Consider the following 23,991-nt stretch of genomic DNA (forward strand, 5'->3'; position numbering starts at 1 on the left):
TTGCTAGAAGCAATCTGCCCCAACCGTTTCCAGTTAGCATCGCTGACAGATACTTGTTTTTCGGTGTCGCCACTGACGTGACCAATCCCTTTTGGGGAGTTAACCTGTAGTCTTTTTCTTAGAACTTTTTGGCTCAAAAGGTAGCGCTTTTTGCTGTGTACCTTCTGCCTGTTTTTCCTGAGCATCTACAACTTTTTGCAGTTCCTCTGGTAGAGGTTCGCGCATCAGTATATAGGTTTGCAGAGTCTGGAAGATATTACCAATCACCATATACATTAATACCCCTGCAGGTAGTGGGAAGAACAAGAACATCCCAGAGAAAATAACAGGAGTAATTTTGTTTACTGTATCCTGCTGCGGATTGGCACTAGCAGTATTCTGTGACCCGGATAAAATTTGGCTGACGTAAAGGGTAATACCAAATAGAATGACCATCGCTACAACGTCCCAATGGATTGTACCATCTGGGTCTTGTGCGCCCACTCTGCCTAAAGCGTCAATAAAGAGAAATCCTTGATTGGCGGCTAATCCAGGAATAGTTCCTTGAATTGTTACATCTCCTGGCTGCAGTGCTTCTATATTACCCTCAGCATCAATTGTTACCCGGTCTTCCCCTTTAATAATTTTCCATTCGGGGATGAGGTTGGTGTTAGGGTGTTCTGCTAAAAGTGCATCAAATGGTTTGCCTTCAGGTGTTTGATACACTATTTTAGTGTGTTCTCCCACCGCTAACTTGCTACCTCCAGGCAAGATAGCACTTACCTTTAGGTGTTCCCCTTCAGCGACATAAATATTTTGGGGAGGGGTTGCAAAGGCTTGAGGTTGAATTCTTTCAATTTGTTCGGCAGGAAAAATTTGTAAGTTAATGCTGTAGTTAACTCCAGCAAAAGGAGAACCCCTTAAAGTCGCAAACAACGCTAGTAAAACCGGCATCTGCAAGAGCAATGGCAAACAACCTGCAAGTGGATTGCCAAATTCCTTTTGGGCGTTAAGCATTTCCTCCTGTTGCTTTTGCGGATCGTCCTTATAACGTTCTTTAATTTCTTGCATCCGCTTGTTCATCAGAGGCTGTACAATCCGCATTCGTCGCATATTGCGAATTGAACCAGCACTTAGGGGATAAAGTGCGAAGCGGATAATCAATGTTAATGCTACAATCGCCAATCCATAGCTAGGCACAATCCCATAGAACAAGTCTATGATTGGCAGCATTACGTTATTCGAGAGAAACCCGATACCAAAATCCATTATTCTGAATTCAACCTGAGGTACTGTGAAATTGACTTAATCTAATTTATCTAAATTATCTTATCGGTGATGGGGCATCGGGTGTTGGGAATGGGGCATTGGGAATGGGACATGCGTTGTTCTTCTCTCCCTTGTCCCCCTTGTCTCCCTTGTCTTTAGCCCCTGACTCACTACTTCCTGTTCGCCGCAATATAATTGGGGTTTTTGGCGATAACTCTTTCTTCAATGTAGTCGTAGATTTCGCGAAATTTGGGAATAGCTCTCAATTCCAAACGACTGCCATCCTTCATGGTGATCACCATATCTCCCCACAAGCCAATCCCACGGGGTACCTTGACAATTTTAGCCACTTCAGAGTAAATCACGTCGCTGCGTACTCGGCCCATCCAACCTCCTGTTACGGAAACTCGGCGATCGGTGATCCGAAACCGCAGCCATAATGCCCTAACAATTGCGCCAACTGTCAATGGTATACCAACCACAGTTAGCCCAATCAGTATGTTGATGATTAGATCCCCAATATGAGGACCACCCTCAAAATAAACTTCCTCACGAATTCCCATTGAACACCTCGGCTTGTGCTAACAACTGCTCTAATTCTTGCAGAAATTGTTGGGTTACGCACTCTTGTTCTGCGGCTGTTGGTTTAACAACAACAACAAGTCGCCAACCTGGTGATATTCTGGGCAACAACTGATGCATCGCTGCTGCTATTTGCCGCTTAATGCGGTTGCGAACAACTGCTCGTTTGCTAACTTTTGTGCTAATTGAGATACCAATTTGGGTTGGAGGAAGCGAAGGAGAGAGGGTGAGGGGGTGAGGGGGTGAGGGGGTGAGGGGGGAATGTTCCCCTTGTTCTCCTTGTCTCCCCTGTCCCCCTTGTCTTGCTTCAGGGGGAGCATCCAAAGAAGGCTTTACAGAAGGCAACGATCGCAAGGCTCTCAGCGTAAAATATCGACTGTGACGCCGGATACCTTCGCGAAAAACTGCCTGGAAATCTTTTCGAGATTTTAGTCTATGCGCTTTGTGCAATGCCACAACTTATGACAGGGTATTGCTTTGCAGAACTCTAAACGCTCAAACGATAACGTCCCTTTCTTCTTCTTGCTTTAATGACGTTTCTACCGTCTGGTGTCCGCATTCTTGCTCGAAAACCAGAGGTTCTTTTTCTCTTTCGGTTGGTTCCCTCTAGGGTTCTTTTCATACTTGTGCCCTCTCTAGATGATTTTTATAAAAAAAAGTCACAATTTACAATTTTATCATAATCAATAAAGAATGGGAATGAGAGGGATTGGGGGTTAGGGAGACAACGTATAACTTTCTCCCTTGTCCCCAGACGTCCCTAACTAATGCTGAGAATCCACGTCCCAAGGTACTGGGAGAGCGGTACATCTCCAGAGGATTGAATGAGGCAATTGAAGTAAAACATTCCGCCTGATGCTGGGTTTTTTACGTTAGAGAGAACCAATTCTACATTGCTACCTGCTGGTACTGGCTCTTGGGGATACATTGTAATCACGTGATTGTCTTTGTCCCACTTGACCTCAGAGAGGGGAACTGCTTTACCTTTAACCCGTATTTCCATCTTCTTGGTATCGAACGATCCTTTGTAATACTCCGGGTAACTGATTACAAATTGAGCAACCGCTTTTTTGAGCTTTTTATTGGGGATTTTTAATCGATAGCGATCCCAGCCATTCGTTTGACCGCCAAAGTCCAATCGGAAGGGGAGTTGGTTTTCACCTTTAACACCACTAAATAATGTGAATCCGGGTAAGCCTTCCGCCAAAGCGATCGCTGGAACACTTGCCAGCAAACAGCTAGTTATGGCTAAAGCAGAAAGTAAACGTCGCATGGTCAAGCTCCTGAGGCAGAAAATTACTCTTGGTTAATAGTTAGTAGATAAGCAATGATTAACTACTAACGGCTACACAACACTGTAACTAAACTTTACTACTGATTATCAACAATGGACGTAACATAAGTTGGAAATGTGCCATATAAGTATATTTATGGTTATTTTATGTAATAGAGTAATTTTTCTAACTTGTTATTGAAAGCCATTGCTACCCCTAGTAAAAATACTGTTTTTACTAGATTTTATTAATAAATATATAAAAGTGTATCGAAATATATTAATTCTGTTATAAAAATTCAGTCAGTTATTAAAGACATTAAGATTTAACTTGAACTAGATTGAGTAGAATGATCTTTACTCAAAGCAAAAGTTTTTTCAATTTTTGCTAATAACTTTTAGAGAAGAATTTGACTAGTATTGCGGTATGTAAAAAAAAGGCAACAAAATTTTTCAATCCCTAAAAGAAGTTGAAGACAACGAGGCAAAATTTGGGGATCAAACTAGGATGAGCAATAGAGGACCCAAGAAAGTGTGAAGGGTAAGGTGAAATTAGATTGTATAAGGCAGAAGTACGCTGGTCAGAAGGCACAGGGGCATAACTTAAAAATTTTTCTCTCCTTCTGCTTCATACCCTCTGCCTTCTGCCTTACCTGAAGGGCTAATAAATTCAAGAGTGCGGAAGCGAAGGTTAAGTTATACTAGCTAGCTAATTGCTGAGAGCCAACGCTCATGCACCACAGACGCGCTTGTTGCCTCATCAGAAAATTTTCAGAGATGGCAGAAGATATAAGTATTTATTCGCAAGGAGATTGCATGAGAATAGCTGTCGCTAAAGAAATAGAAGTTTGTGAGCGTCGAGTTGCCTTAATTCCTGACACCGTTGCTAAATTGGTAAAACAAGGTTTGGAGGTATGGGTAGAAGCGGGTGCAGGTGAGCGGGCTTTCTTTTCTGATGCTGCTTATGAAGCAGCAGGAGCTAAAGTTATATTTGATACTTCTACGTTGTGGAGTGAAGCAGATATTCTGGTCAAAGTCAGCCCACCGCAAGAAAGAGAAAACGGACGTTCTGAAATTGACTTGCTAAGAGAAGGCTCTATTCTCATCAGCTTTCTGAATCCGTTGGGCAATCCATTGACAGCGCAACAACTTGCAGAGCGCAAAATTACTGCTCTAAGTATGGAGATGATTCCCCGGACGACAAGAGCCCAAAGTATGGATGCTTTATCGTCGCAAGCATCAATAGCCGGTTATAAAGCTGTTTTGATTGGTGCAGCAGCATTACCGAAATATTTTCCCATGTTGACAACTGCAGCAGGAACCATAGCTCCTGCAAAAGTTTTTGTCATGGGTGCTGGTGTAGCAGGCTTGCAAGCCATTGCAACAGCAAGACGTTTGGGAGCGATCGTAGAAGCGTTTGATATCCGCCCTGCTGTTAAAGAAGAAGTACAAAGCTTGGGGGCAAAATTTGTTGAAATCAAGCTAGAAGAAGAAACAACTGCGGCTGGAGGCTACGCTAAAGAAATCTCCGAAGCCAGCAAAAAGCGGACTCAAGAAGTTGTAGCCGAACACGTCAAAAACGCCGATGTTGTGATTACTACAGCGCAAGTTCCTGGTAAAAAAGCACCAATTCTAGTCACTGAAGAAATGGTGGCGCAAATGAAACCAGGTTCAGTTGTTGTAGATATTGCAGCCGAACAAGGTGGGAACTGTGCTTGTACCGATCCGGGCAAAGACATTATCTGGAACGGAGTGACTGTAATTGGTCCCATCAACTTACCATCATCCATGCCAGTCCACTCCAGCCAGTTGTACTCCAAGAACATAGCATCATTGATGCAACTTTTGATTAAAGACAAAGGCGTACAGGTGAATTTTGGTGACGACATTGTTGATGCAGCTTGCATTACCCATGCAGGCGCAATTCGCAACCAGCGAGTCAGCGACGCCTTAAAAGCCTTAAGCAGCGTAGCATGACAAAAAAGGAATTGCTAATGGCTAATAGAGAAAATTAGCCCTTAGCAATTAGCCATTAGCAGTTAGCAATTAGCCATTAGCAACTAGGAATTTATCAATGTCAGAAGCATTACTTGCAGCTTTGTTTGTCTTTGTATTAGCATCTTTTACGGGATTTGAAGTCATTAACAAAGTACCCCCAACTCTCCACACTCCCCTGATGTCCGGTTCAAACGCGATTTCTGGAATCGCAGTCCTTGGAGCGATAGTCGCTTCCGGTGCAAAAGAGTGGAATCTTTCAGTCATTCTTGGTTTGATTGCTATTGTACTAGCAACCGTAAACGTAGTGGGTGGGTTTCTAGTCACAGATCGGATGCTGCAAATGTTTAAGAAGAAGGCTAATACCTGATGGCTAATGGCTAATAGCTAACAGCTAATGGTAAGTAAGTCGGTGTTAAAAATTGTCGTCATGACAAGGCAGATGGCAGAGGGTAGATGGCAGAAGGGAAGAGGTTTTTAGGTAACTTTACTTTTCGTTACATACTTCGGTTTTTTTGCGCCTCTCTACTTAATTAACAATTAGCAATTAGCAATTAGCAATTAGCAATTAGCAATTAGCAATTAGCAATTAGCAATTAGCAACTAGCAATTAGCAATTATGAACAATTTTCTTCCTACAGGGATTCAGCTTGCGTACTTAGTCGCTGCATCCTTATTCATTCTGGGCTTGAAAAAGTTGGGTTCACCCGCAACAGCACGCCAAGGTAATGTTGTTGCAGCAGTGGGTATGCTTTTAGCAATTGTGGCAACACTGCTAGACCAACACGTACTGAACTATGAAATGATTTTGTTGGGCTTGGCGATTGGCTCGGTGTTGGGTGCGATCGCAGCTTACAAAGTCCAAATGACAGATATGCCCCAAATGGTGGGTTTGCTAAACGGCTTGGGAGGTGCGGCTTCAGCCCTCGTCGCCGTTGCAGAGTTTTGGCGGTTGTTAAGCACTTCTGGTGGAGTCACCCTTGATGCCAATATCTCGATGCTTCTGGATGTGTTGATTGGTGGTGTCACCTTTACGGGTAGCACCATTGCCTTTGCAAAACTGCAAGGCATTATGAGTGGTGCTCCAATTACATTCCCCTTCCAAAAAGCTTTTAATGCTTTCCTCCTGTTTGCGTATTTGGCAGGTAGTGCCTATATGCTAGTCGCACCAAATAACTTACCTGTATTCTTAGGAATCGTTTTCGTTTCCCTGGTATTGGGTGTGATGTTTGTCATTCCCATTGGTGGTGGCGATATGCCTGTGGTGATTTCATTATTGAACTCATTTTCAGGATTAGCTGCTGCTGCTGCTGGATTTGTGGTGATGAACAATATGCTCATCATTTCTGGTGCTTTGGTTGGAGCATCCGGTATTATCCTTACCGAAATTATGTGTAAGGCAATGAACCGTTCTCTCATCAGCGTACTGTTTGATGCGTTTGGAACGGGTGGAGCAACAGGTGCTGGTAGTGCTGCTGGTACGGCGACAACTGATAAAACTGTCCGCAGCATAGATCCAGAAGAAGGCGCGATGATGTTGGGTTATGCTCGTTCTGTCGTTATTGTTCCCGGTTACGGGATGGCGGTAGCGCAAGCACAGCACAGCGTTCGCGAGTTAGCCGATCAACTAGAGCGTATGGGTGTTGATGTGAAGTATGCAATTCACCCTGTTGCTGGTAGAATGCCCGGTCACATGAACGTGTTGCTGGCAGAGGCGAATGTGCCTTACGAGCAACTCCACGATATGGATGACATCAATCCCCAGTTCGAGCAAACAGATGTAGCGTTAGTGATTGGGGCAAATGATGTAGTTAACCCAGCAGCACAAAGTGATGTCAACAGTCCTATCTATGGGATGCCGATTTTAGAGGTAGATAGGGCAAAGCATGCGATTGTAATCAAGCGCGGTATGAGTGCTGGTTTCGCTGGCGTGGATAATGATTTATTCTACAAGGATAAAACTACGATGCTTTTCGGTAGTGCTAAAGATATGGTGTCGAAGTTGGTTAGTGAAGTGAAACAATTGTAAGGACTTATTAACCACACCTAAACGCAGATGGACGCTGATATTTTTTCGTTCATCTGCGTTTATTTGTATTTATTTTTATCGAAATAAAAACAGGGAATTGTTATGGGAGTAATTGCTGAAAATCCGTTACTGAGTTGATGCTGACTGTCTCTAAAAGCAGTCTTTGCAATTCTGAAATATCGTCGATGTCATTGATGGATTTACTTAATTCATCCGGTACTACTTTAAATCGCTTCTGTAAGAGACTAATAATATTTGATTGCAAGGTTTGTCTAGTTCCCTTTTCAATTCCTCTCAATTCCATATTGCTAAGTAAGGGCATTTTTCTTTCCTCTTCGTAACGAGTTAACTTTTGTTCAAAGCTTTGCTGTAACTCTTGTGGTAAATTCATCATAGAGTCGATTGCTTGAAAGAGTTTGATAATATCTTTCCTCTCAAAACCCCGCTCATATAGTCCGCGCACTAAATTCCACTTCCACTGTTCTCTTTGTTGTGAGTTACCTGTAGTAGCTTTGGTTTTTAAATGAGCCATGACAATGACTGCAAAAGGGTTTGTACTTTTCTCTAAATCTTGCCACTGTGCTTCATAATCTAATAGTTTAGCAATGGGAAACTTCAGGCTGATTTCACAACCACCTAAATTATAACCATATGATGAGGGTCGCCAATTATGAACCTCATCTCCCAATACTGCAAGGCTAATCACGGGCTGCTCGTAAAGATCGAAGGCTCGGTAATTATAAATGTACATCCGTTTGGCGAATTCTGACTCATCTTGGCTTTGTACCTCGATATGAACTAATATCCTAGTTTCTCGATTGTCGGCTCGCCACACTTGAAATAATTTATCCACAATCCGTAAACCAGAATCAGATGATGCGGTAATCTGTTGGAGTTCTTTGTCTAGTGATTGCGGCTGTTTGCTCCAATCTATTAAGCTATGAACTTTAGGGAAAAATAACTGCAAAAAAGGCTCGAAGTATTCTCCCAATGCTTCTTTCCACGGTTCATCATAATTGGCTTTGACCTCGTTCATAATATTTATTAACAGAGAAAAGGGAGACAAAAACGAATTGTCTCATAATATACTGCTGTAAATACATGAGAAAAAACAAATTCAGAAAAAAACTTACATTTTTTATTTTTATTTCTACGTAATTAAACTATGACACTCGCACTTGGAATGATTGAAGTCTATGGCGTTCCTACAGCGTTGGAAGCAGCAGACGCAATGTGTAAAGCAGCTCGTGTAACTCTAGTAGGCTACGAAAATACCGATTTAGGACGCATTACAGTATTGATACGGGGAGAAATAGGTGAGGTCAATGTTGCTGTTGGTGCAGGATTAAAGGCAGTTCCGCGAGTTAATGGCGGCGAGGTACTCTCCTATCACACGATCGCTCGTCCCCATGAAAATCTCGAATATGCTTTACCAATTTATCGCACGGCAAACGTCGAGCAGTTTCATTCAGAAATCCGGTTTCCCCCTCCGCTCTCCGTTTAATATTTCTCCAACTATATATAATGTCCTCTGCATCTAGTGCAGTTGAGCGAAAATTTTTTTTAAAGAGTCAAGATCGCACGCCAAAACAGTGTAGGGACACGACAAATCGTGTCCCCGGTAAGACACAATCGAACTCAGAAAACAGATCTTCTCCCCCAGCAAAGCCAAAGATTCATTTCCGCTTTTTAGGATTGGGAGCAGAACGTCGTAATTCGCGTTTTTCTTGTTCTTGCAAACGGCGATCGCGCCAACTTGCCAGTGTCAGATAGCCAATCCCTCCGGTAACTGTAACGAGCAGTACCGCAGCAACTAAAGCCAAAATACTTAGAAATGGACTTTCCACGATTCCCTTAGAGTCCGTTGCGACCCCAAACTACCATTGCAATTGACCAAGTGAAAACAACCAGTAGAGAAACCCAGCCTAGTGTCAAAATGTCCATAGCGGTACTTTTAAACAAATTTACGAAACAACTTCAATCTTAATGATACTGGAACCGTGGACTGAACTGAAGTTTGTGGCTCAAAGCTTTATGATTGATGTGCAATGCCTACCCAATCATTTAGAACGAAAACGGTGAACAAAGTTTTAGATCCTCAACTGATGGCAGAACGCATCGAATCCTTAAAAGCTGGGTTACTGGGTTGTTTGTGCCTTGCGATCGCTTTTTTGATAACAACTTTAGTGAATGACTGGCTCCCCATAGAGGACTTCAAGATACTCAGTACCTTCCCCTCAAGTAAACTAGATTTGCGTTGGTTCACGAGCGCTGGTATTGCTGCTTTTTGTGGCTTGCTATTTGGCGTAACGTATCGCTACATTATACGTTCAGAGCGAAATTTCCAACTAAAGTCTGGAGGTGTGTTAGCGTTTGGCTTAGTTAGAGGTTTAACTCAAGTAGACAGTGGGCTTTCTTGTTCTAACAGTCTTTTACCTTTGGTTATTATGGGTATTGAGAGTATATTGTGGTTTGGATTAGCTGCATTTGCGATCGATACTGCCTTCCGCTCAGGCTGGATTAAAACTTTTCAATCCAATGACCTTTTCTATGACAACTAATCGAGCCAGTTATTTTTTAATAGTCGATTTAGAAGCCACGTGTTCTGATGATGGTTTTATTCCCAGTGGGGAAATGGAAATTATTGAGATTGGTGCAGTGATGCTTAACAGTTCCACTTGGGAAATAGACTCAGAGTTTCAGCAATTTGTCAAACCTGTAAGACACCCGCAACTGACAAAGTTTTGTACAGAACTCACAACGATTCGACAGGAAGATGTTGATAAAGCTTCTGGTTTTCCTGAAGTAATTTCTCAGTTTAAAGAATGGATAGAGCTATTTCCCAGAAATATATTTTGCTCTTGGGGAAATTATGATAAAAAACAATTTCTCCAAGATTGTGAGTTTCATAAAGTTCCCTATCCTTTTGGTTCGGAACACAGAAATATAAAAAATGAATTTTCAGAATATCTTGGGGTTTCCAAAGGCTTTGGCATGGCAAAAGCACTTCAACATCTTGGTATAGAATTGCAAGGAACACACCATCGTGGAATCGATGATGCTCGTAATATTGCAGCTATATATCGATATATGAAAACTCAGAAACCAAAATAAAAGAGTCGCGCTCGTAAAGCTAAACTAGTTAGTAATAGAGCAATTCTATTTGATTTGTGAAATACACCTATAGTAGGCATTGCATGCTTTAGAGTGTTTCTGAAAATTTTTCATGAATATTATAAGATTGCTATATAGGGATTTGTGCTTTTAACAGGACAAATTAAAAATTTATTTGGCAAAGTTTTGTTATGAAAAATCAGATACCATTACCCAATCGACTCAAAACTCCACCTTTATTGCAAAAAATACAATGGGTGGTTAACCCTGTAGGATATATGGAAAGTGCTGTTCAGCAATATCCCGATATTTTTACAGGTGAGGTAGTTGGTTTTGGGGACACTTTAGTATTTGTAAACCATCCTCAAGCAATTCAGGAAATTTTAACTAACGCTAGAAAGAAGTATACAAGCCCAGGCAAGGAAAACAAGATTTTAGTACCTTTAGTTGGAGAAAACTCAGTCCTGATTTTGGACGGACAACATCACAGACAGCAACGGCAGCTCATGATGCCTCCGTTTCATGGCGATCGCATGCGAGCCTATGCACAGACAATCCGCTCTCTTGCTAAAAAAGTTTACGATCTCATCCCTCAGAACACACCCTTTTCAATTCGTGATGCAATGCAGGACATATCGCTGCAAGTCATGTTACAGACTGTTTTTGGTGTTTCTGAAGGAGAACGTTACCAACAACTCAAGCATTTACTCGGGCAGTTAACAGATGTTTTTCAATCTCCTCTAACTTCTAGTTTATTGTTCTTTCCCTTTCTACAAAAGGATTTAGGCTCTTGGAGCCTTTGGGGAAAGTTTCTACGTTGGAGGGAGCAAATTGATGAAATACTTTATACAGAGATTGCTGAATGCCGTGCAAAAGCAGATCCAAATCGCGTTGATATTCTCTCATTGCTGATTTCAGCAAAAGATGAACAGGGTCAATCAATGACAGATCGAGAGTTGCGAGATGAATTAATAACTCTGCTGTTAGCGGGAAATGAAACTACTGCATCAGCTATGGCTTGGGGATTGTACTGGATTCACCGTTTACCAGAAGTCCGTGAAAAACTCCTTCACGAACTCAGCTTGCTTGGCGATTCACCCGATCCAATGAGCATCGTTAAACTACCTTATCTCACAGCTGTTTGTCATGAAACCTTACGGATTCATCCGGTAGTCATGTTAACTTTCGCCCGAAAAGTTCAAGAACCCGTAGAATTGCTCGGACACCAGCTGTATCCCAACACTTTACTTTTCGGTTGCATTTATCTGTTGCATCAACGAGAAGATTTGTATCCGCAGCCCAACGAGTTTAGACCGGAACGCTTTTTGGAACGTCAATTTTCTCCTTATGAGTTCATGCCTTTCGGTAGCGGTACGCGTCGCTGCATTGGTGAAGCTTTAGCGCAGTTTGAATTGAAGCTAGTCTTGGCAACTCTTCTTTCACGCTATCAGTTTGAGCTAGCCAGCCATCAATTAGAAAAACCTCAACGACGGGGCGTTACCCTTGCTCCTGGGGATAAAGTGAAGATGATAGTGAGAGGAAAACGTCAATTAGAAAAGTCTTCACAAGCTACTGCACTATCAGTTAAAAGTTAGAACATTACTGCCAAATGCTTTCCAAATTTAGGACAAAGCCAGGTAAAATATCTTCCCCTGATAGTTCTGTTGGAGATTCTAAAATTTCTACTTCTTTGCCCAATCGGTAGATTTCTACTCGGCGTTTTTTTCTATCAATCAACCAGCCGAGTTTCACTTGATTCTCCATATATTCCTGCATTTTCTCTTGCACTTGTTCTAAAGTATCGGATGGGGACATTAACTCTAAAACAAAATCGGGAGAGATGGGTGGAAATTTTTCTCTTTGTTCGGGAGTGAGGGAATCCCATCTTTCTTTTTTTATCCAAGTGACATCAGGAGAACGGTCAGCACCATTAGGAAGTTTAAAGCCAGTTGAAGAATCAAAAACTTTGCCTAGTTTAGTTTGTCGATTCCAAAAGACAAAATCAGCTGCCATTTCTACGTTGTAATTTCCTGTTTCTCCTCCTGTTGGAGCCATAATAATGAGTTCTCCCCGAGTATTACGTTCAAATTTTACATCAGGATTTTTTCTACATAGGAGATAAAATTGCTCATCGGTGAGTTCAATGACAGGTTTAAGCTGAAGGGTAATAGAGTCCATGATGAGTTAAGACTTAATCAACAACTATATATATTGCATTTTGACACTTCTTTGACTAAAGGTACTCAGAATTTTGGCGAAAGTCTTACATCGGTGATAAATCCACCTTCTTAGTCGCACCTAACAGCACATTGTTAAACTCCCAGTTCCGCAATGCACTACAAGCTCAAGGAATTCTTAAACTAAACACTCACTTGAATACACCAAGACAATGCTTCTGATAATCCACTTTGACCTTGTTTAAGCTGAGGTAATTACTTTTGGTACGATCGCAACCCCCACTCTCTAACCAAAATTGCTGCCTCTGTGTATCGCACTTTTGAGAGAAAATAAAGGTTGACTCAAATATGACCTCGCATGGAATCTCTCATCTCACGCATGCAGGCGGTACAGTCGCCTATCATTCCTGTAATTGGTGAACTCATTCGGAACAATCCCGGAACTATCTCTCTCGGACAGGGTGTTGTTTCCTATAGCCCACCTCCTGAAGCAATAGAGCTTTTGCCTAAATTTTTATCTGAACCAACCAATCATTTATACCAGCCAGTAGAGGGAATTCCGCTATTGCTAACTGCTTTAAAGGCAAAATTAGAGGCTTTTAATGGTATTGAAATTAATGGAGACAACAGTATTGTTGTAACCGCAGGTAGCAATATGGCGTTTATGAATGTCGTGCTTGCTATTACTTCGGTAGGGGATGAAATTATTCTCAATACGCCATATTATTTCAATCATGAAATGGCTATTGTGATGGCGGGTTGTCGTCCAGTCCTCGTCAAAACAGATGAAAATTACCAACTGCGCCCAGATGCGATCGCCCAAGCCATCACTTCCAAAACACGGGCTGTGCTGACGGTTTCTCCAAATAATCCCACCGGAGCCGTGTATTCAGAAGAAGCATTGCGCCAAGTCAATCAAATTTGTCGCGATCGCGGAATTTACCATATCAGCGATGAAGCTTACGAGTACTTCACCTATAACGGAGTCCAGCACGTTTCTCCGGGTGCATTCATTGGAAGTCGCAACTACACAATTTCTCTTTACAGTTTTTCTAAAGCTTATGGCTTTGCTAGTTGGCGCATTGGCTATATGGTGATTCCCAAACACCTGTTGGTTGCTGTTAAAAAAGTTCAGGATACAATTCTCATTTGTCCGCCCGTCGTTTCTCAGTATGCAGCTTTTGGAGCACTACAGGCAAAAGAAGATTTCTTGAAAAATCATATTGAAGCGATCGCAAAAGTGAGAGAAGTTGTACTCAAATCCCTGAATCGATTGCAAGACATATGTACAATTGTTCCTGCTGATGGAGCTTTTTACTTTTTCCTCAAAGTTCATACCGATCTTAACGATTTTGAGTTAACCAAACGCCTCATTCAAGAACATCAAGTAGCAGTGATTCCAGGGCACACATTTGGGATGGAAGATGGATGTTACCTCCGCGTTGCTTGCGGTGCGTTGCAAAAAGACACAGCAGAAGAAGGTATTGAGCGATTGGTTAAGGGCTTGCAAACTCTAGTTAAGAGATAGAAATTATATGCCAATAGTTAATCAATTCATCGAAATTGAAACAGATAAGGGAATTAACATTCACAACATCACACCACAACTTGAGGCGATTCTGGTTTCAACTTCTATTCAAAACGGTCAGCTGTTAGTCTTTTCTCGTCATACAACTACAGCGTTAGCTATTAATGAATATGAAGAGAGGTTATTAGCAGACATCAAAGTTTACTTGCAGAAGTTGGCACCAGAATCTGACCGCTACTTACACAATGACCTGCATTTAAGACCAAACATACCTCCCGATGAACCGATGAATGCTCATTCTCATTTAATGGCAATGACTTTAAGTACAAGTGAAATTGTTCCTATTGTAGATGGTAAACTTGCTTTAGGAACTTATCAATCTGTCTTACTTTTCGAGTTAGATGGACCTCGGAAAAGGACGGTGTTTTGCCAAATTTCTGGAGAGTGAAAATATTTAACTCTATAGAGAATGTTTGGAAAGTGACTGGAATTCGCATCTACACAAAAGAAGTCTGCCTGCGCGGACAAATTGGAAAGTTAGGTTTCTTAAACCCGCGCAGGCGGGTTTTGTCTGTATAGCCGCGAATTCTATTCGCATGGGTGTTATACCATCGCCAACATTTTTTCAATCGGTATTCTATTCATCTAAGCTAAACTTCTCAAATATTAGGTTTCCAAACAACATATTTTCATCCACTGCTGACAAGATTTTATTGTTAGCCCTTTCAGAATTTAAACAGCGACAAACTAATTGAGCAACATCTGCACGATGGATAGTACCTGCAATATTTGGGTTTTCAGTTAAAACTCCATTTCCTGTTGCTGGTTCTGACTTTAAACCACCAGGACGAATAATTGTGTATGTTAATCCACTTTCAATAAGATACTTTTCAGCTTTTTCTTTCTCTATTAAAACCGGTCTTAATGTTTCAAGAGCTTGGGGTGATAAAGCAACGATACTGTTACCACTACCAATGGAAGAAACGAGAATAAACTTTTTGACTCCTGCTTTGACTGCCACATCAATGAGATTTTTATTACCTATATAATCTGCTTTTTCTTCATCTTGAGGTAAACTACCAATTGTACTGATGACTGCATCAATCGGTTCTTCAGTCAATATAGCATTTTCTATATCTCCTATATTTAAAGCGTCTCCTAGAACGACCTTAATACCTATAGCTTCCAGTTCGGTACGAGCCACTTCCGTTCTCAAAAGTGACTTTATTTTTAGTTGTTGCTCACTCAAACACTTAGCAATTTCTCGACCAACGCCACGACTTGCGCCTGCTAGAAAAATGTAGGATGTAGTTGTCATAAATCTAAGTTCAAGTAGCTGTTGTAGAACAAATTACAATCTATAAATATATCTTTTTTATGTCGTTGCCATACATAAAATTTCATAATTTATATTTATCAAAAATTTTAATGATGGATCTATTACCTAAAGCAGAGTTATTTAATTCTCACGAAGGAGTAAAAGTGAATACCAGTCAAGATAATTTAATAGGAAATCCAATACTTGACTTTACAAGTCGGGCGTCACAGTCATAATTGACACTTTTAAAGCAACCTAAAAGGAAGGAAATATTTTATGAATAATCCAGAAAAGCAAGCATTGCCAGAAGATCCAGCACAAGCAGAAATTGGTAGAGGCGCTCCTGGTGACGACCACTACGGGGTACAACTAGCACAGACAGTAGGAGTCAATGCACCAGATGAAAGAATTCCCGCCAATACCCCAACAGAATTGAACAAAGAACAACTTGAGGCTTTTGAAGAGCAAGAAGAAGGTACATTACATACCACAGATGGATATGTAATTGATGAAGCAGGTCAGTTGAATAATTTTGCAATTGAGCCACCAATGTATGTTGAGGGCGAAGAACCTAGAGCTTAACGTTTATTTGTTGCAAAATTAGTTTTTTATCTGCGATATAAAGTATCGAAGAAACCCGGTTTTTCTTAAAATCGGGTTTCTTGGTAAATAAGAATCGGAAGCAATACTACTCGGTTAAGCTAAAAACACAAATTCAAGGTGGGTTGGGTTGAGGAAAGAAACCGAACATTTATCAGCATTTGTTGGGTTTCGCTTAAGCTCTACCCAACCTACAATTTCTCTTAACCGAGCAGTATTTATGCTAATTATTGGAGTGTGGAATGTGGGAAAAATTAAAACTTTGCTTGGAGTAGAGCGTGACAGTAAATATACTTCCAGTGCTGAGTTCACTGACAACGCCGATCTTTCCTCCATGAGCATCCACACACTTTTTGACGATAGATAATCCCAAACCCGTTCCGCGAATTTTACCGACATTGCTACCGCGATGGAAAGGGGTGAATAACTTTTCCCGATCTGCTTTTGTTAATCCAATGCCCCGATCTTGAATTTGAAATTGAACAAAATCTAGCTCACACTGTAAATCGAATATTATCTTACTGCCAGCTGGGGAATATTTTATGGCATTCTCCAGAAGGTTGCTCAAGATATGGTGCAACAATTTGGGATCGAGTTCATAAAAAGGATGCTCGGTTTCGTTGCATCCTCGAACGGTAATTACTAGATCGTGTTTGGTTTTGGGAAGAGATTGCAGTTCCTCTACCAGATTAGAGCAGAACTCGATAATATCGATGGGTGCTGATTCACACTGAAATTGCCCTCGTTCTACTTCGCCTACCACTAACACATCTGTAATCAATTGTGACATTTGGTGGATTGTATTTTTAGCCCGTTGAATGTGGGCAGCTCGCTTTTCGGGGGTGAGGGCAGTTTGTTCCAATAGTTCTAGCGTCAAAAGTATGGAGCTTAACGGATTGCGAAATTCATGGGAAACAATGGAAACGAATTGGGACTTTAGTTCGTTCAATTGCTTTTCTTGCTCTAGCGCCTGCTGTACCCCTCTTTCGGCTCGATGATTTGCCAAAGCAACTTGGATGGCAACACTGAGATCCTGCTCTTCAAAAGGCTTGACAACGTAGCCTTGGGGACGGGTGGCGATCGCTTCTGTTAAAGTTGCTTCATCAGCATGGGCAGTCAGAAATACGATTGGTAAATGAAACTGCTGACGAATCAACTCAGATGTCTCAATCCCCGTTGTTTCACCTTGCAGGTAAATATCCATCAACACCAAATCAGGCTGAGTTTTTGCGACTAATTCTAGGGCTTTCTCCGCACAATTAGCCGTCCCCGCCACCCCATAACCCAGCTTGCTCAGATGGCGCTTAATATCCAAGGCAATGATCCATTCATCTTCTACAATGAGTATATTTACAGGGGATGACGGCTGTGACATATTACGACCTTTTTCTAAAGGTTATTGTAAACTTGCTCCCCCCCTGTCTGTCTAGTTCAATTGCTCCTCCAAGTTGTTCGGTTAACCCGTAGACTAGTTGCATTCCCAGAGATTCAGTATTTTGCGGAGCGATGCGAGCTGGAATACCTACCCCGTCGTCTTTGACAACTAAACAATAATTGCTGTTATCTGCCAACCAAAATGCTAGGTTAATTTCACCCTGTTTTTTGGGGAAGGCGTATTTGAGAGCATTAGAAACCAACTCATTAATGATTAAGCCACAGGGAACTGCCGCATCTAAATCTAGCTCTAGGTTAGCTAGTTCGAGGTTGACACGAATGGATGAATCAGACGTGCTATAGGAGCGAACTAAGTTATTCACCAAATCTTGAATATAGGTAGCTACGTTAATGCGGGCAAGATTTTCGGAACGATAGAGGCGTTCGTGAATCAGTGCCATTGTTTTCACGCGCTGCTGGCTTTCATTGAGTAACTTTAATACAGAGGGGTTGTCAGTACTTGTAGCTTGCAGGCGTAGCAGGCTCGAAACCAGTTGCATATTGTTTTTAACTCGGTGATAGACCTCTCGCAGTAAGACTTCTTTTTCCTGGAGTGATGTCCGCAGTTGGCGTTCAATTTGTTTGCGGCTGCTAATATCTCCCAAAGAACCGACCATGCGAACCGGATTACCCTGCTCATCCCAAACTGCGATCGCCCGATCCAGAACCCATTTATACGTGCGCTCTTGACATTGCATTCGGTATTCCACAGCAAAGGCGGGAATTTTCCGGTTCAGGTAGTCCTGTTTTGCCGTCGTCACTCGCTCTACATCTTCTGGGTGAATCAAGTTGACCCAGCTTTGCTCATCAGACCCAAATTCCTGCTTGGAAAAGCCCAGGATCTCGTAGAATCGGTCTGAACGAAAAGCTTCATTAGTTTTGATGTTCCAGTCCCAAATGCCGTCATTGCTGCCCTGAATAGCTAGTTGCCAGCGTTCTTCGCTTTGCCGTAAAGCTTCCTCCACTTGTTTGCGATCGCTCACATCCAGAACGATGCCGTACCAAAAAATTTCGTCGTTCTCTCGCCGTTCCGGGCGAGAACTGACTCGCACCCACTTCAGCTGTCCTGATGGGGGAACGATACGATATTCATGAAAGAACGGTGCCATCGTTTTCAGGCTATAATTCAGTGCTGTAAAATAATTAGCGCGATCGTCTGGGTGAATCTGGTCGTAAATGGGGGCAGGATCTTGCAAAAGTTGCTCTGGTGATATTTCTCTGAGTTCCCAAACTGCCGGACTGACGTATTCAAAACGGATGAGAGAACCATCGAGATGAGTGACTAGAATGTAAATTTGAGCAGGTGAAGCTGCTGCAATTTTTTGAAAGCGGGCTTCACTTTGCCGCAGTGCTTCTTCTGCTTGCTGGCGTTCTGTAATGTCATTGCCAACGATGAGAAAACAGGAAAGACGATCGATATCAATGAATTCGGCTGAGGCGATCGCGGTATGGGCTTCTCCTGTTTTTGTACGGATAACACATTCCAGATTCCGCACACTTCCCAGTTCCAGTAGATATCGCTGAATCATTCCTTGATGGGCAGGATTGATGAATAGCTGAAACTCATCTGCACGATGACCGAGCATTTCCTCACGCTCATAGCCAAACAATTGACAAAAGGCATCATTGATTTCTACGATGCGCCGATCTTGCAGAGAAGTAATGGCGATGGCGTGGGGTGAAATGTGAAAAATCTGCTGAAACTTTAATTCTGCTTGCAGTCGAGTGTGAATTTCTTGCTGGAGTTGCTGGCTTCGCTCTTGAACGCGCTGTTCTAGTTTCCGGTTGAGTTGCTGCAATTCGGCTTCCGCCTGCTGACGACGATCTAGTTCTTGTTGTGCTTGCTGATAGAGTTGGGCTTGTTGAATGGCGATCGCTAATTGATCGGCAACTTTACAGGCAAGCTCTACTTCTTCATCCTTCCAAGGAGCCTTTTGTTGGGTATTTGCCAGCGATAGGGTGCCCCAAATCTTACCGTTGACTGCAATCGGGATAATCAACCAGATGTAAGGAAAGATTTTGGTGATTTCTCGGTTTACTGGATCGTTTACCCGATCTATGCTATCGATCCGCACGATTTGAAATTGCTTGATTTGAGCAGCATAAAGATTGCCCTCATCAGGAATTTCAAACCCTGTAATATCAGGTAGTGATTCATCTATGCGGTGACAGGCAACCACGCGCCAACATGAGTCATCATGAAAATACTTGACAATTGTTGTCCGATGAATGCCCAAAAGCTGAGCCACTTCAGCCATTGTGGTGGAAAAGATGGTAGATAAATCCAGAGAGTTACGAATACTTTGCACAACTCGATTTAGGGCTTGCGCTTGTTGTGCCTGTTGTTGCAAGACACTCTCAACGTTTTTGCGATCGCTGATATCCATCAGCAAGCCATCCCAAATCACATCACCATTAACTTGCAGCTCTGGTTGAGCCGCACCTTGCACCCATTTCAACAAACCAGAGGGGGTAATAATCCGCCATTCCCAAAACCAAGGTTGTAAAGTCCTGGCAGATGTCACAATCGAGGCTCGCATGGCGGCTGCGTCATCTGGATGCACTAAATTCCAAATTAAGGAAATATCCTGCTCAATTGCCGCCGCCTCAATTTCCCAAAGACTTCGACTCCCCGGACTCATATAGAATACCTCATCCGAGGCATCGGGATGAAGCACATAACGGTAAATCACTCCCGGCACATTCGCTGCTAGATGGCGAAATCGGGTTTCAGCCAGTTTACTTTCTGTAATATCCTGAGCTACACCAGCTCGACGAATCACTCTTCCGCTTGCATCAAACACGGGGAATCCACGATCGCAAACCCAACGTATTGTTCCATCAGGTCGAACAACCCGATACTCAATTTCAAATGGTCTGCTGATATGACTTTGCAGGTGATTAATGACACGTTGCCGATCGCCCGGATGAATGGTATCAATAAACGATTGGGGATTCTCATACAAACTCTCGCAGCTTTTTCCCCAAATCTTTTCATATATAGGGCTGACAAAGAGCATTTGCTCTATTTCTACATCTGCCAGCCAGAAAACTTCTTGAATGTTGTCTGCCAGTTGCCGAAACTTTTCTTCACTTTGGCATAAGTTGGCAAAGGATGCTTGAAGTTGCTGTGCCATTTGGTTAAAGGACTCAGCTAGGGCATTTATTTCTTTGATACTGTGTTGCTGCTTGATGCGATAATCCAGATTGCCTTCTGCTAGAGCTTCTACAGCTTGGCTCAGGCGGTGAATTGACAGAGCCAGCCAACGCGCAGTTAAAAACCCCAAGCCTGCTCCCCATAGCAGTGCTACCAGGCAAAACCAGAGTGTGGCTTGAGTATGAGCATGAATTTGCTCTGCAAACAATGCAAAGTATCCTGTCAGTCCTGCTATCACTAAAATTTGTAGAGTAACCGAACCAATTAGAACAGCCTGCAAAGAAATGTAACGGCGAATTTTGCCTGAATCGTTTAAATTTTTAGCTGGCATGGTCTAAAAGCTCTTTTAGCAAGGTGTCTCTTTTCTGCACGTATTCAAATGTTTCCTTAATAATAGGGCGATCGCATGGATAAATGAGCAATTTAGGGGCAGAATGATGTTGATTTCTCCCATTTGCCCCTGCTAAAAATATTGTATCCCACATTCCGCACTTCAATAAGTAGCACAAACACACTGCGTTAACAGCAAATTTCAAATTAGAATTTTAACAATCAACTAACCATCCAAAAAATAAATTACCAAGTCAAAATTCCAGCTTTTTTATCGTATCGAATTAAAATAACAACCTTATCGAATAAGGTTTTGACGTTAATCTACCGATTCTTAATCGTGCCAGCTTATTGATAGAGTTTAAACAAAAAATCAAGGATTTCAAAAAATCATTTTTCGTTTTTTTTCGTCCATTTGATTTCCAACTCGACTTATGTGTACGTGCTAGCCTTAAAAAGGGAGGAAATGGTATGCTCCCTTACATCAAGCATTTAATCAATTAAAGATTGTAGCGTTAGCTAACTGAACGTAATGTTACTTCCAGTAAAGCTTCTTAGCGTTTTACATCTCATGATTTTTCCAAAAAACATATATCTATAGATGGATGGCGTCTGCTTGTTTCACTTCAGGAAAAAATCAATAATTGTGAAGGGATATTACAATTGTTTCAAAAATATTTAGAAATTGTCGAAAACCCAAACGTAGCTTTAAGGTAGACCTATGGGAGATTTTAGAGGCAAATTATGACAAATAACATTCAAAAGTATAGGTTTGTCTGTACTCTTACGTTTGGAGACATATACGGTCAGATCATTGTTTGGCTGATCACGATTGCTTTAAGCTTGGCTTCTGCTTTAGCACTTATGGGTGCGAGAAGACCAGTTTATGCTTTAGCAGCCGTTGGACTTGTCGTTCTATTATCGCTACCTTTCTTGCTCTTTGCCTTCGTCACCACATTACTCAATCACATTGAGGTATCTCCAGTTGAACCAGGAACTAAAACGCAACCAATCCCTGGTAACGTTTCTCAGCAACAGCCAGTACAAGCGACAAGTTAACGTGCTAACTGCTAATTGCTAATAGCTAATTGCTCGTGGAAGCAGTTAGCATGAACGCAACATCCCTGCCGAACGCGGGGAATTTTTTTTCAGAATAAACTAAAAAAGTATGAAGTTTGAAGTATAAAGTATAAAGGATGAAAGACAAGAAATCTCCGTATAAAAACAATCAGTTATATTTCACATTTTATCCTTCATCCTTTATCCTTTATATTTTTTATCATTATGTTTGAACATGATGTGATTATTGTTGGGGGCGGATTGGCTGGATGTCGCGCAGCATTGGAAATTGCGAGAACTGACCCCAGCCTTAATGTGGCGGTAGTGGCGAAAACTCACCCCATTCGCTCGCACTCAGTTGCTGCACAAGGCGGTATTGCGGCTACTTTAAAAAATGTGGACTCTACTGATACTTGGGAAGCTCACGCTTTTGATACGGTAAAAGGTTCTGATTATTTAGCAGACCAAGATGCGGTGGAAATTCTGACCCGAGAAGCGCCGGATGTGGTCATTGATTTAGAACACATGGGAGTTTTGTTCTCACGCTTAAATGATGGTCGCATTGCCCAGCGTGCTTTTGGAGGACATTCTCACAATCGAACTTGCTACGCTGCGGATAAAACGGGTCATGCTATCTTGCACGAGTTGGTTAATAACTTAAGACGAAATGGTGTTAAAGTTTACCAAGAGTGGTACGTAATGCGTCTGATTTTAGAAGAAGGTCAGGCAAAAGGTATTGTCATGTACCGCATTGAAGACGGGAAAATTGAGGTAGTGCGGGCTAAAGCGGTGATGTTTGCCACTGGTGGTTACGGTCGAGTGTATAACACCACGTCAAATGACTATGCATCTACTGGTGATGGTTTGGCAATGACTGCGGCGGCTGGTTTGCCGTTGGAGGATATGGAGTTTGTTCAGTTCCATCCTACCGGGTTATATCCAGTCGGCGTGTTGATTTCGGAAGCGGTACGTGGAGAAGGGGCTTACCTCATCAATAGTGAGGGAGAGCGTTTTATGGCAAGATATGCTCCGAGCCGCATGGAACTTGCTCCCCGCGATATCACTTCACGGGCGATCGCATATGAAATTCGTGCCGGACGGGGGATTCATCCTGATGGTAGTGCTGGCGGACCTTTTGTTTATTTAGATCTGCGGCATATGGGAAAAGAAAAGATCATGAGCCGCGTCCCCTTTTGCTGGGAAGAAGCACATCGCCTAGTCGGTGTTGACGCCGTGACTCAACCCATGCCAGTCAGACCAACCATCCATTATTGCATGGGCGGTATACCAGTGAATACTGACGGTCAAGTACGCAGTAGTGGTGAGGGTTTGGTTGACGGGTTCTTTGCAGCTGGAGAAACCGCTTGTGTTTCCGTACACGGTGCCAATCGCTTGGGTAGCAATTCTTTATTGGAATGTGTCGTTTATGGACGTAGAACAGGGGCTGCGATCGCACAAGCCGTGCAAAAACGCAAACTACCCCTTGTGGACGAGCAACGCTACATCAGCGAAGCCAAGCAACAAATACAAACTTTGTTAGACCAGCCCGGACAATACCGCATTAATGAAATTCGTCAAGCTTTTCAGGATTGCATGACTCAATATTGCGGTGTTTTCCGAACAGAAGAATTAATGCGTGAAGGTCTGTTGAAATTACAAGAGTTACAACAGCAGTATTCGCAGATTTATCTAGATGATAAAGGCGATTGTTGGAACACTGAAATTGTAGAAGCGATAGAAATGAGAAGTTTAATGTTGGTAGGGCGTATTATTCTCGAATCAGCAGCCAATCGTCGGGAAAGCAGGGGCGCTCATTTCCGCGAAGATTATCCTGAAAGAGACGATCCTAACTTCCTCAAGCACACAATGGCTTATTATTCTCCTGCTGGAATCGATATCCAGTATCGCCAAGTTGCTATTACCATGTTTCAACCACAAGAGAGGAAGTATTGAATTGGCTAATGGCTAATGGCTAGGCTAATGGTGAGACTATTGCTGTAGGAGGGTTTCCCACGACCACCGGGACTGGCGAACAAGGGACGGCTAGTAATTTCACAATTAGCTATTAGCTATTAGCCATTAGCCATTAGCAATCCCTTTACTATATCCAAAGACAGATGTATAATAATTTAATTGAAGGGGAGTAG

At 42.2% G+C, this 23,991-nt stretch carries 25 protein-coding genes; 12 read left to right on the plus strand and 13 right to left on the minus strand.

Features of this window, described 5'->3' with window-relative positions; translation table 11 throughout:
• Window positions 1–99 precede the first annotated feature (99 nt).
• The 5 genes from yidC to HC643_RS26860 all read right to left on the minus strand — a co-directional run bounded on the left by yidC (window position 100) and on the right by HC643_RS26860 (window position 3,103).
• Window positions 100–1,248: a membrane protein insertase YidC gene (gene yidC, locus HC643_RS26840; protein ID WP_038082374.1), complete on the minus strand. Its 1,149-nt coding sequence runs from the start codon at window positions 1,246–1,248 to the stop codon at window positions 100–102.
• A gap of 170 nt (window positions 1,249–1,418) precedes the next feature.
• The gene (locus tag HC643_RS26845; RefSeq protein WP_038082372.1) at window positions 1,419–1,811 is read right to left on the minus strand and encodes a PH domain-containing protein; all 393 of its coding nucleotides are present in this window, start codon (window positions 1,809–1,811) and stop codon (window positions 1,419–1,421) included.
• Complete coding sequence (gene rnpA, locus HC643_RS26850; RefSeq protein ID WP_050046815.1) at window positions 1,798–2,286, minus strand: ribonuclease P protein component; 489 nt, start codon at window positions 2,284–2,286, stop codon at window positions 1,798–1,800. The genes HC643_RS26845 and rnpA overlap by 14 nt, the downstream gene beginning before the upstream one ends.
• A gap of 31 nt (window positions 2,287–2,317) precedes the next feature.
• Window positions 2,318–2,452: a 50S ribosomal protein L34 gene (gene rpmH / locus HC643_RS26855; RefSeq protein ID WP_072040836.1), complete on the minus strand. Its 135-nt coding sequence runs from the start codon at window positions 2,450–2,452 to the stop codon at window positions 2,318–2,320.
• A 138-nt stretch (window positions 2,453–2,590) separates the two neighbouring features.
• Window positions 2,591–3,103, minus strand: coding sequence for a DUF2808 domain-containing protein (locus HC643_RS26860; RefSeq protein ID WP_038083494.1), 513 nt, complete (start codon window positions 3,101–3,103; stop codon window positions 2,591–2,593).
• A gap of 816 nt (window positions 3,104–3,919) precedes the next feature.
• Between HC643_RS26860 and HC643_RS26865 the strand changes: the two genes are divergently transcribed.
• From HC643_RS26865 to HC643_RS26875, 3 genes are all read left to right on the plus strand, one after another.
• Entirely contained in the window at window positions 3,920–5,080 is a 1,161-nt protein-coding gene (locus HC643_RS26865) for a Re/Si-specific NAD(P)(+) transhydrogenase subunit alpha (RefSeq protein ID WP_038083514.1), read from the plus strand.
• A 97-nt stretch (window positions 5,081–5,177) separates the two neighbouring features.
• Window positions 5,178–5,468 (plus strand): NAD(P) transhydrogenase subunit alpha part 2, encoded by a 291-nt coding sequence (locus tag HC643_RS26870; RefSeq protein ID WP_038083491.1) that lies wholly within the window; start codon window positions 5,178–5,180, stop codon window positions 5,466–5,468.
• A gap of 249 nt (window positions 5,469–5,717) precedes the next feature.
• Window positions 5,718–7,127 carry an NAD(P)(+) transhydrogenase (Re/Si-specific) subunit beta gene (locus HC643_RS26875; RefSeq protein ID WP_038083489.1) on the plus strand — a complete coding sequence of 470 codons (1,410 nt, stop codon included), beginning with the start codon at window positions 5,718–5,720 and terminating at the stop codon, window positions 7,125–7,127.
• Between the two features lie 100 nt (window positions 7,128–7,227).
• Here the strand turns inward: HC643_RS26875 and HC643_RS26880 are convergent, their stop codons facing one another.
• Entirely contained in the window at window positions 7,228–8,163 is a 936-nt protein-coding gene (locus HC643_RS26880) for an RpnC/YadD family protein (RefSeq protein WP_038083488.1), read from the minus strand.
• Between the two features lie 129 nt (window positions 8,164–8,292).
• Here HC643_RS26880 and HC643_RS26885 point away from each other — a divergent pair, with 129 nt between their 5' ends.
• Window positions 8,293–8,631, plus strand: a complete 339-nt coding sequence (locus tag HC643_RS26885; RefSeq protein ID WP_038083486.1) for a carbon dioxide-concentrating mechanism protein CcmK — start codon at window positions 8,293–8,295, stop codon at window positions 8,629–8,631.
• Window positions 8,632–8,803: 172 nt separating this feature from the next.
• On the opposite strand, the gene HC643_RS26890 is transcribed toward HC643_RS26885, so the two are convergent.
• Together HC643_RS26890 and petN are read right to left on the minus strand one after the other, a co-directional pair.
• Window positions 8,804–8,974, minus strand: a complete 171-nt coding sequence (locus HC643_RS26890) for a hypothetical protein (protein ID WP_167844760.1) — start codon at window positions 8,972–8,974, stop codon at window positions 8,804–8,806.
• Between the two features lie 7 nt (window positions 8,975–8,981).
• The gene (gene petN, locus HC643_RS26895) at window positions 8,982–9,071 is read right to left on the minus strand and encodes a cytochrome b6-f complex subunit PetN (RefSeq protein ID WP_072040835.1); all 90 of its coding nucleotides are present in this window, start codon (window positions 9,069–9,071) and stop codon (window positions 8,982–8,984) included.
• Between the two features lie 134 nt (window positions 9,072–9,205).
• Here petN and HC643_RS26900 point away from each other — a divergent pair, with 134 nt between their 5' ends.
• The 3 genes from HC643_RS26900 (at window position 9,206) to HC643_RS26910 (ending at window position 11,836) form a co-directional block, all read left to right on the plus strand.
• A complete protein-coding gene (locus HC643_RS26900) occupies window positions 9,206–9,688 on the plus strand; it encodes a hypothetical protein (protein WP_202048659.1) in 483 nt (160 codons plus the stop codon).
• Window positions 9,678–10,241 carry a 3'-5' exonuclease gene (locus HC643_RS26905; protein ID WP_038083483.1) on the plus strand — a complete coding sequence of 188 codons (564 nt, stop codon included), beginning with the start codon at window positions 9,678–9,680 and terminating at the stop codon, window positions 10,239–10,241. Before HC643_RS26900 ends, HC643_RS26905 begins: the two co-directional genes overlap by 11 nt.
• Window positions 10,242–10,432: 191 nt before the next feature.
• The gene (locus tag HC643_RS26910) at window positions 10,433–11,836 is read left to right on the plus strand and encodes a cytochrome P450 (protein WP_038083481.1); all 1,404 of its coding nucleotides are present in this window, start codon (window positions 10,433–10,435) and stop codon (window positions 11,834–11,836) included.
• Between the two features lie 4 nt (window positions 11,837–11,840).
• Here HC643_RS26910 and HC643_RS26915 read toward each other — a convergent pair whose 3' ends face one another.
• Window positions 11,841–12,419, minus strand: a complete 579-nt coding sequence (locus tag HC643_RS26915) for a Uma2 family endonuclease (protein ID WP_038083479.1) — start codon at window positions 12,417–12,419, stop codon at window positions 11,841–11,843.
• A gap of 357 nt (window positions 12,420–12,776) precedes the next feature.
• On the opposite strand from HC643_RS26915, the gene HC643_RS26920 reads away from it, so the two are divergent.
• Window positions 12,777–13,946 carry a pyridoxal phosphate-dependent aminotransferase gene (locus HC643_RS26920; protein WP_038083477.1) on the plus strand — a complete coding sequence of 390 codons (1,170 nt, stop codon included), beginning with the start codon at window positions 12,777–12,779 and terminating at the stop codon, window positions 13,944–13,946.
• A gap of 7 nt (window positions 13,947–13,953) precedes the next feature.
• Entirely contained in the window at window positions 13,954–14,394 is a 441-nt protein-coding gene (locus HC643_RS26925) for a secondary thiamine-phosphate synthase enzyme YjbQ (protein WP_038083475.1), read from the plus strand.
• Between the two features lie 189 nt (window positions 14,395–14,583).
• Here HC643_RS26925 and HC643_RS26930 read toward each other — a convergent pair whose 3' ends face one another.
• Window positions 14,584–15,264: an SDR family oxidoreductase gene (locus tag HC643_RS26930; RefSeq protein ID WP_038083473.1), complete on the minus strand. Its 681-nt coding sequence runs from the start codon at window positions 15,262–15,264 to the stop codon at window positions 14,584–14,586.
• 276 nt (window positions 15,265–15,540) lie between these two features.
• On the opposite strand from HC643_RS26930, the gene HC643_RS26935 reads away from it, so the two are divergent.
• Window positions 15,541–15,846, plus strand: a complete 306-nt coding sequence (locus tag HC643_RS26935; protein WP_038083471.1) for a hypothetical protein — start codon at window positions 15,541–15,543, stop codon at window positions 15,844–15,846.
• A 241-nt stretch (window positions 15,847–16,087) separates the two neighbouring features.
• Here the strand turns inward: HC643_RS26935 and HC643_RS26940 are convergent, their stop codons facing one another.
• From HC643_RS26940 to HC643_RS26950, 3 genes are read right to left on the minus strand one after another with little or no spacing between them, the layout of a single operon-like run.
• A complete protein-coding gene (locus HC643_RS26940; protein WP_050046813.1) occupies window positions 16,088–17,239 on the minus strand; it encodes a hybrid sensor histidine kinase/response regulator in 1,152 nt (383 codons plus the stop codon).
• A gap of 1 nt (window position 17,240) precedes the next feature.
• Window positions 17,241–20,786, minus strand: a complete 3,546-nt coding sequence (locus tag HC643_RS26945; RefSeq protein WP_050046812.1) for a PAS domain-containing protein — start codon at window positions 20,784–20,786, stop codon at window positions 17,241–17,243.
• The gene (locus tag HC643_RS26950; RefSeq protein ID WP_153021450.1) at window positions 20,776–20,940 is read right to left on the minus strand and encodes a hypothetical protein; all 165 of its coding nucleotides are present in this window, start codon (window positions 20,938–20,940) and stop codon (window positions 20,776–20,778) included. Before HC643_RS26950 ends, HC643_RS26945 begins: the two co-directional genes overlap by 11 nt.
• Before the next feature lie 589 nt (window positions 20,941–21,529).
• On the opposite strand from HC643_RS26950, the gene HC643_RS26955 reads away from it, so the two are divergent.
• Together HC643_RS26955 and HC643_RS26960 are read left to right on the plus strand one after the other, a co-directional pair.
• Window positions 21,530–21,844, plus strand: coding sequence for a hypothetical protein (locus HC643_RS26955; RefSeq protein ID WP_038083468.1), 315 nt, complete (start codon window positions 21,530–21,532; stop codon window positions 21,842–21,844).
• Between the two features lie 225 nt (window positions 21,845–22,069).
• Complete coding sequence (locus HC643_RS26960; RefSeq protein WP_038083466.1) at window positions 22,070–23,797, plus strand: succinate dehydrogenase/fumarate reductase flavoprotein subunit; 1,728 nt, start codon at window positions 22,070–22,072, stop codon at window positions 23,795–23,797.
• Window positions 23,798–23,991: the final 194 nt, after the last annotated feature.

Origin of the sequence: Tolypothrix bouteillei VB521301 (genome assembly GCF_000760695.4) — a bacterium.
Classification (GTDB): domain Bacteria; phylum Cyanobacteriota; class Cyanobacteriia; order Cyanobacteriales; family Nostocaceae; genus Scytonema; species Scytonema bouteillei_A.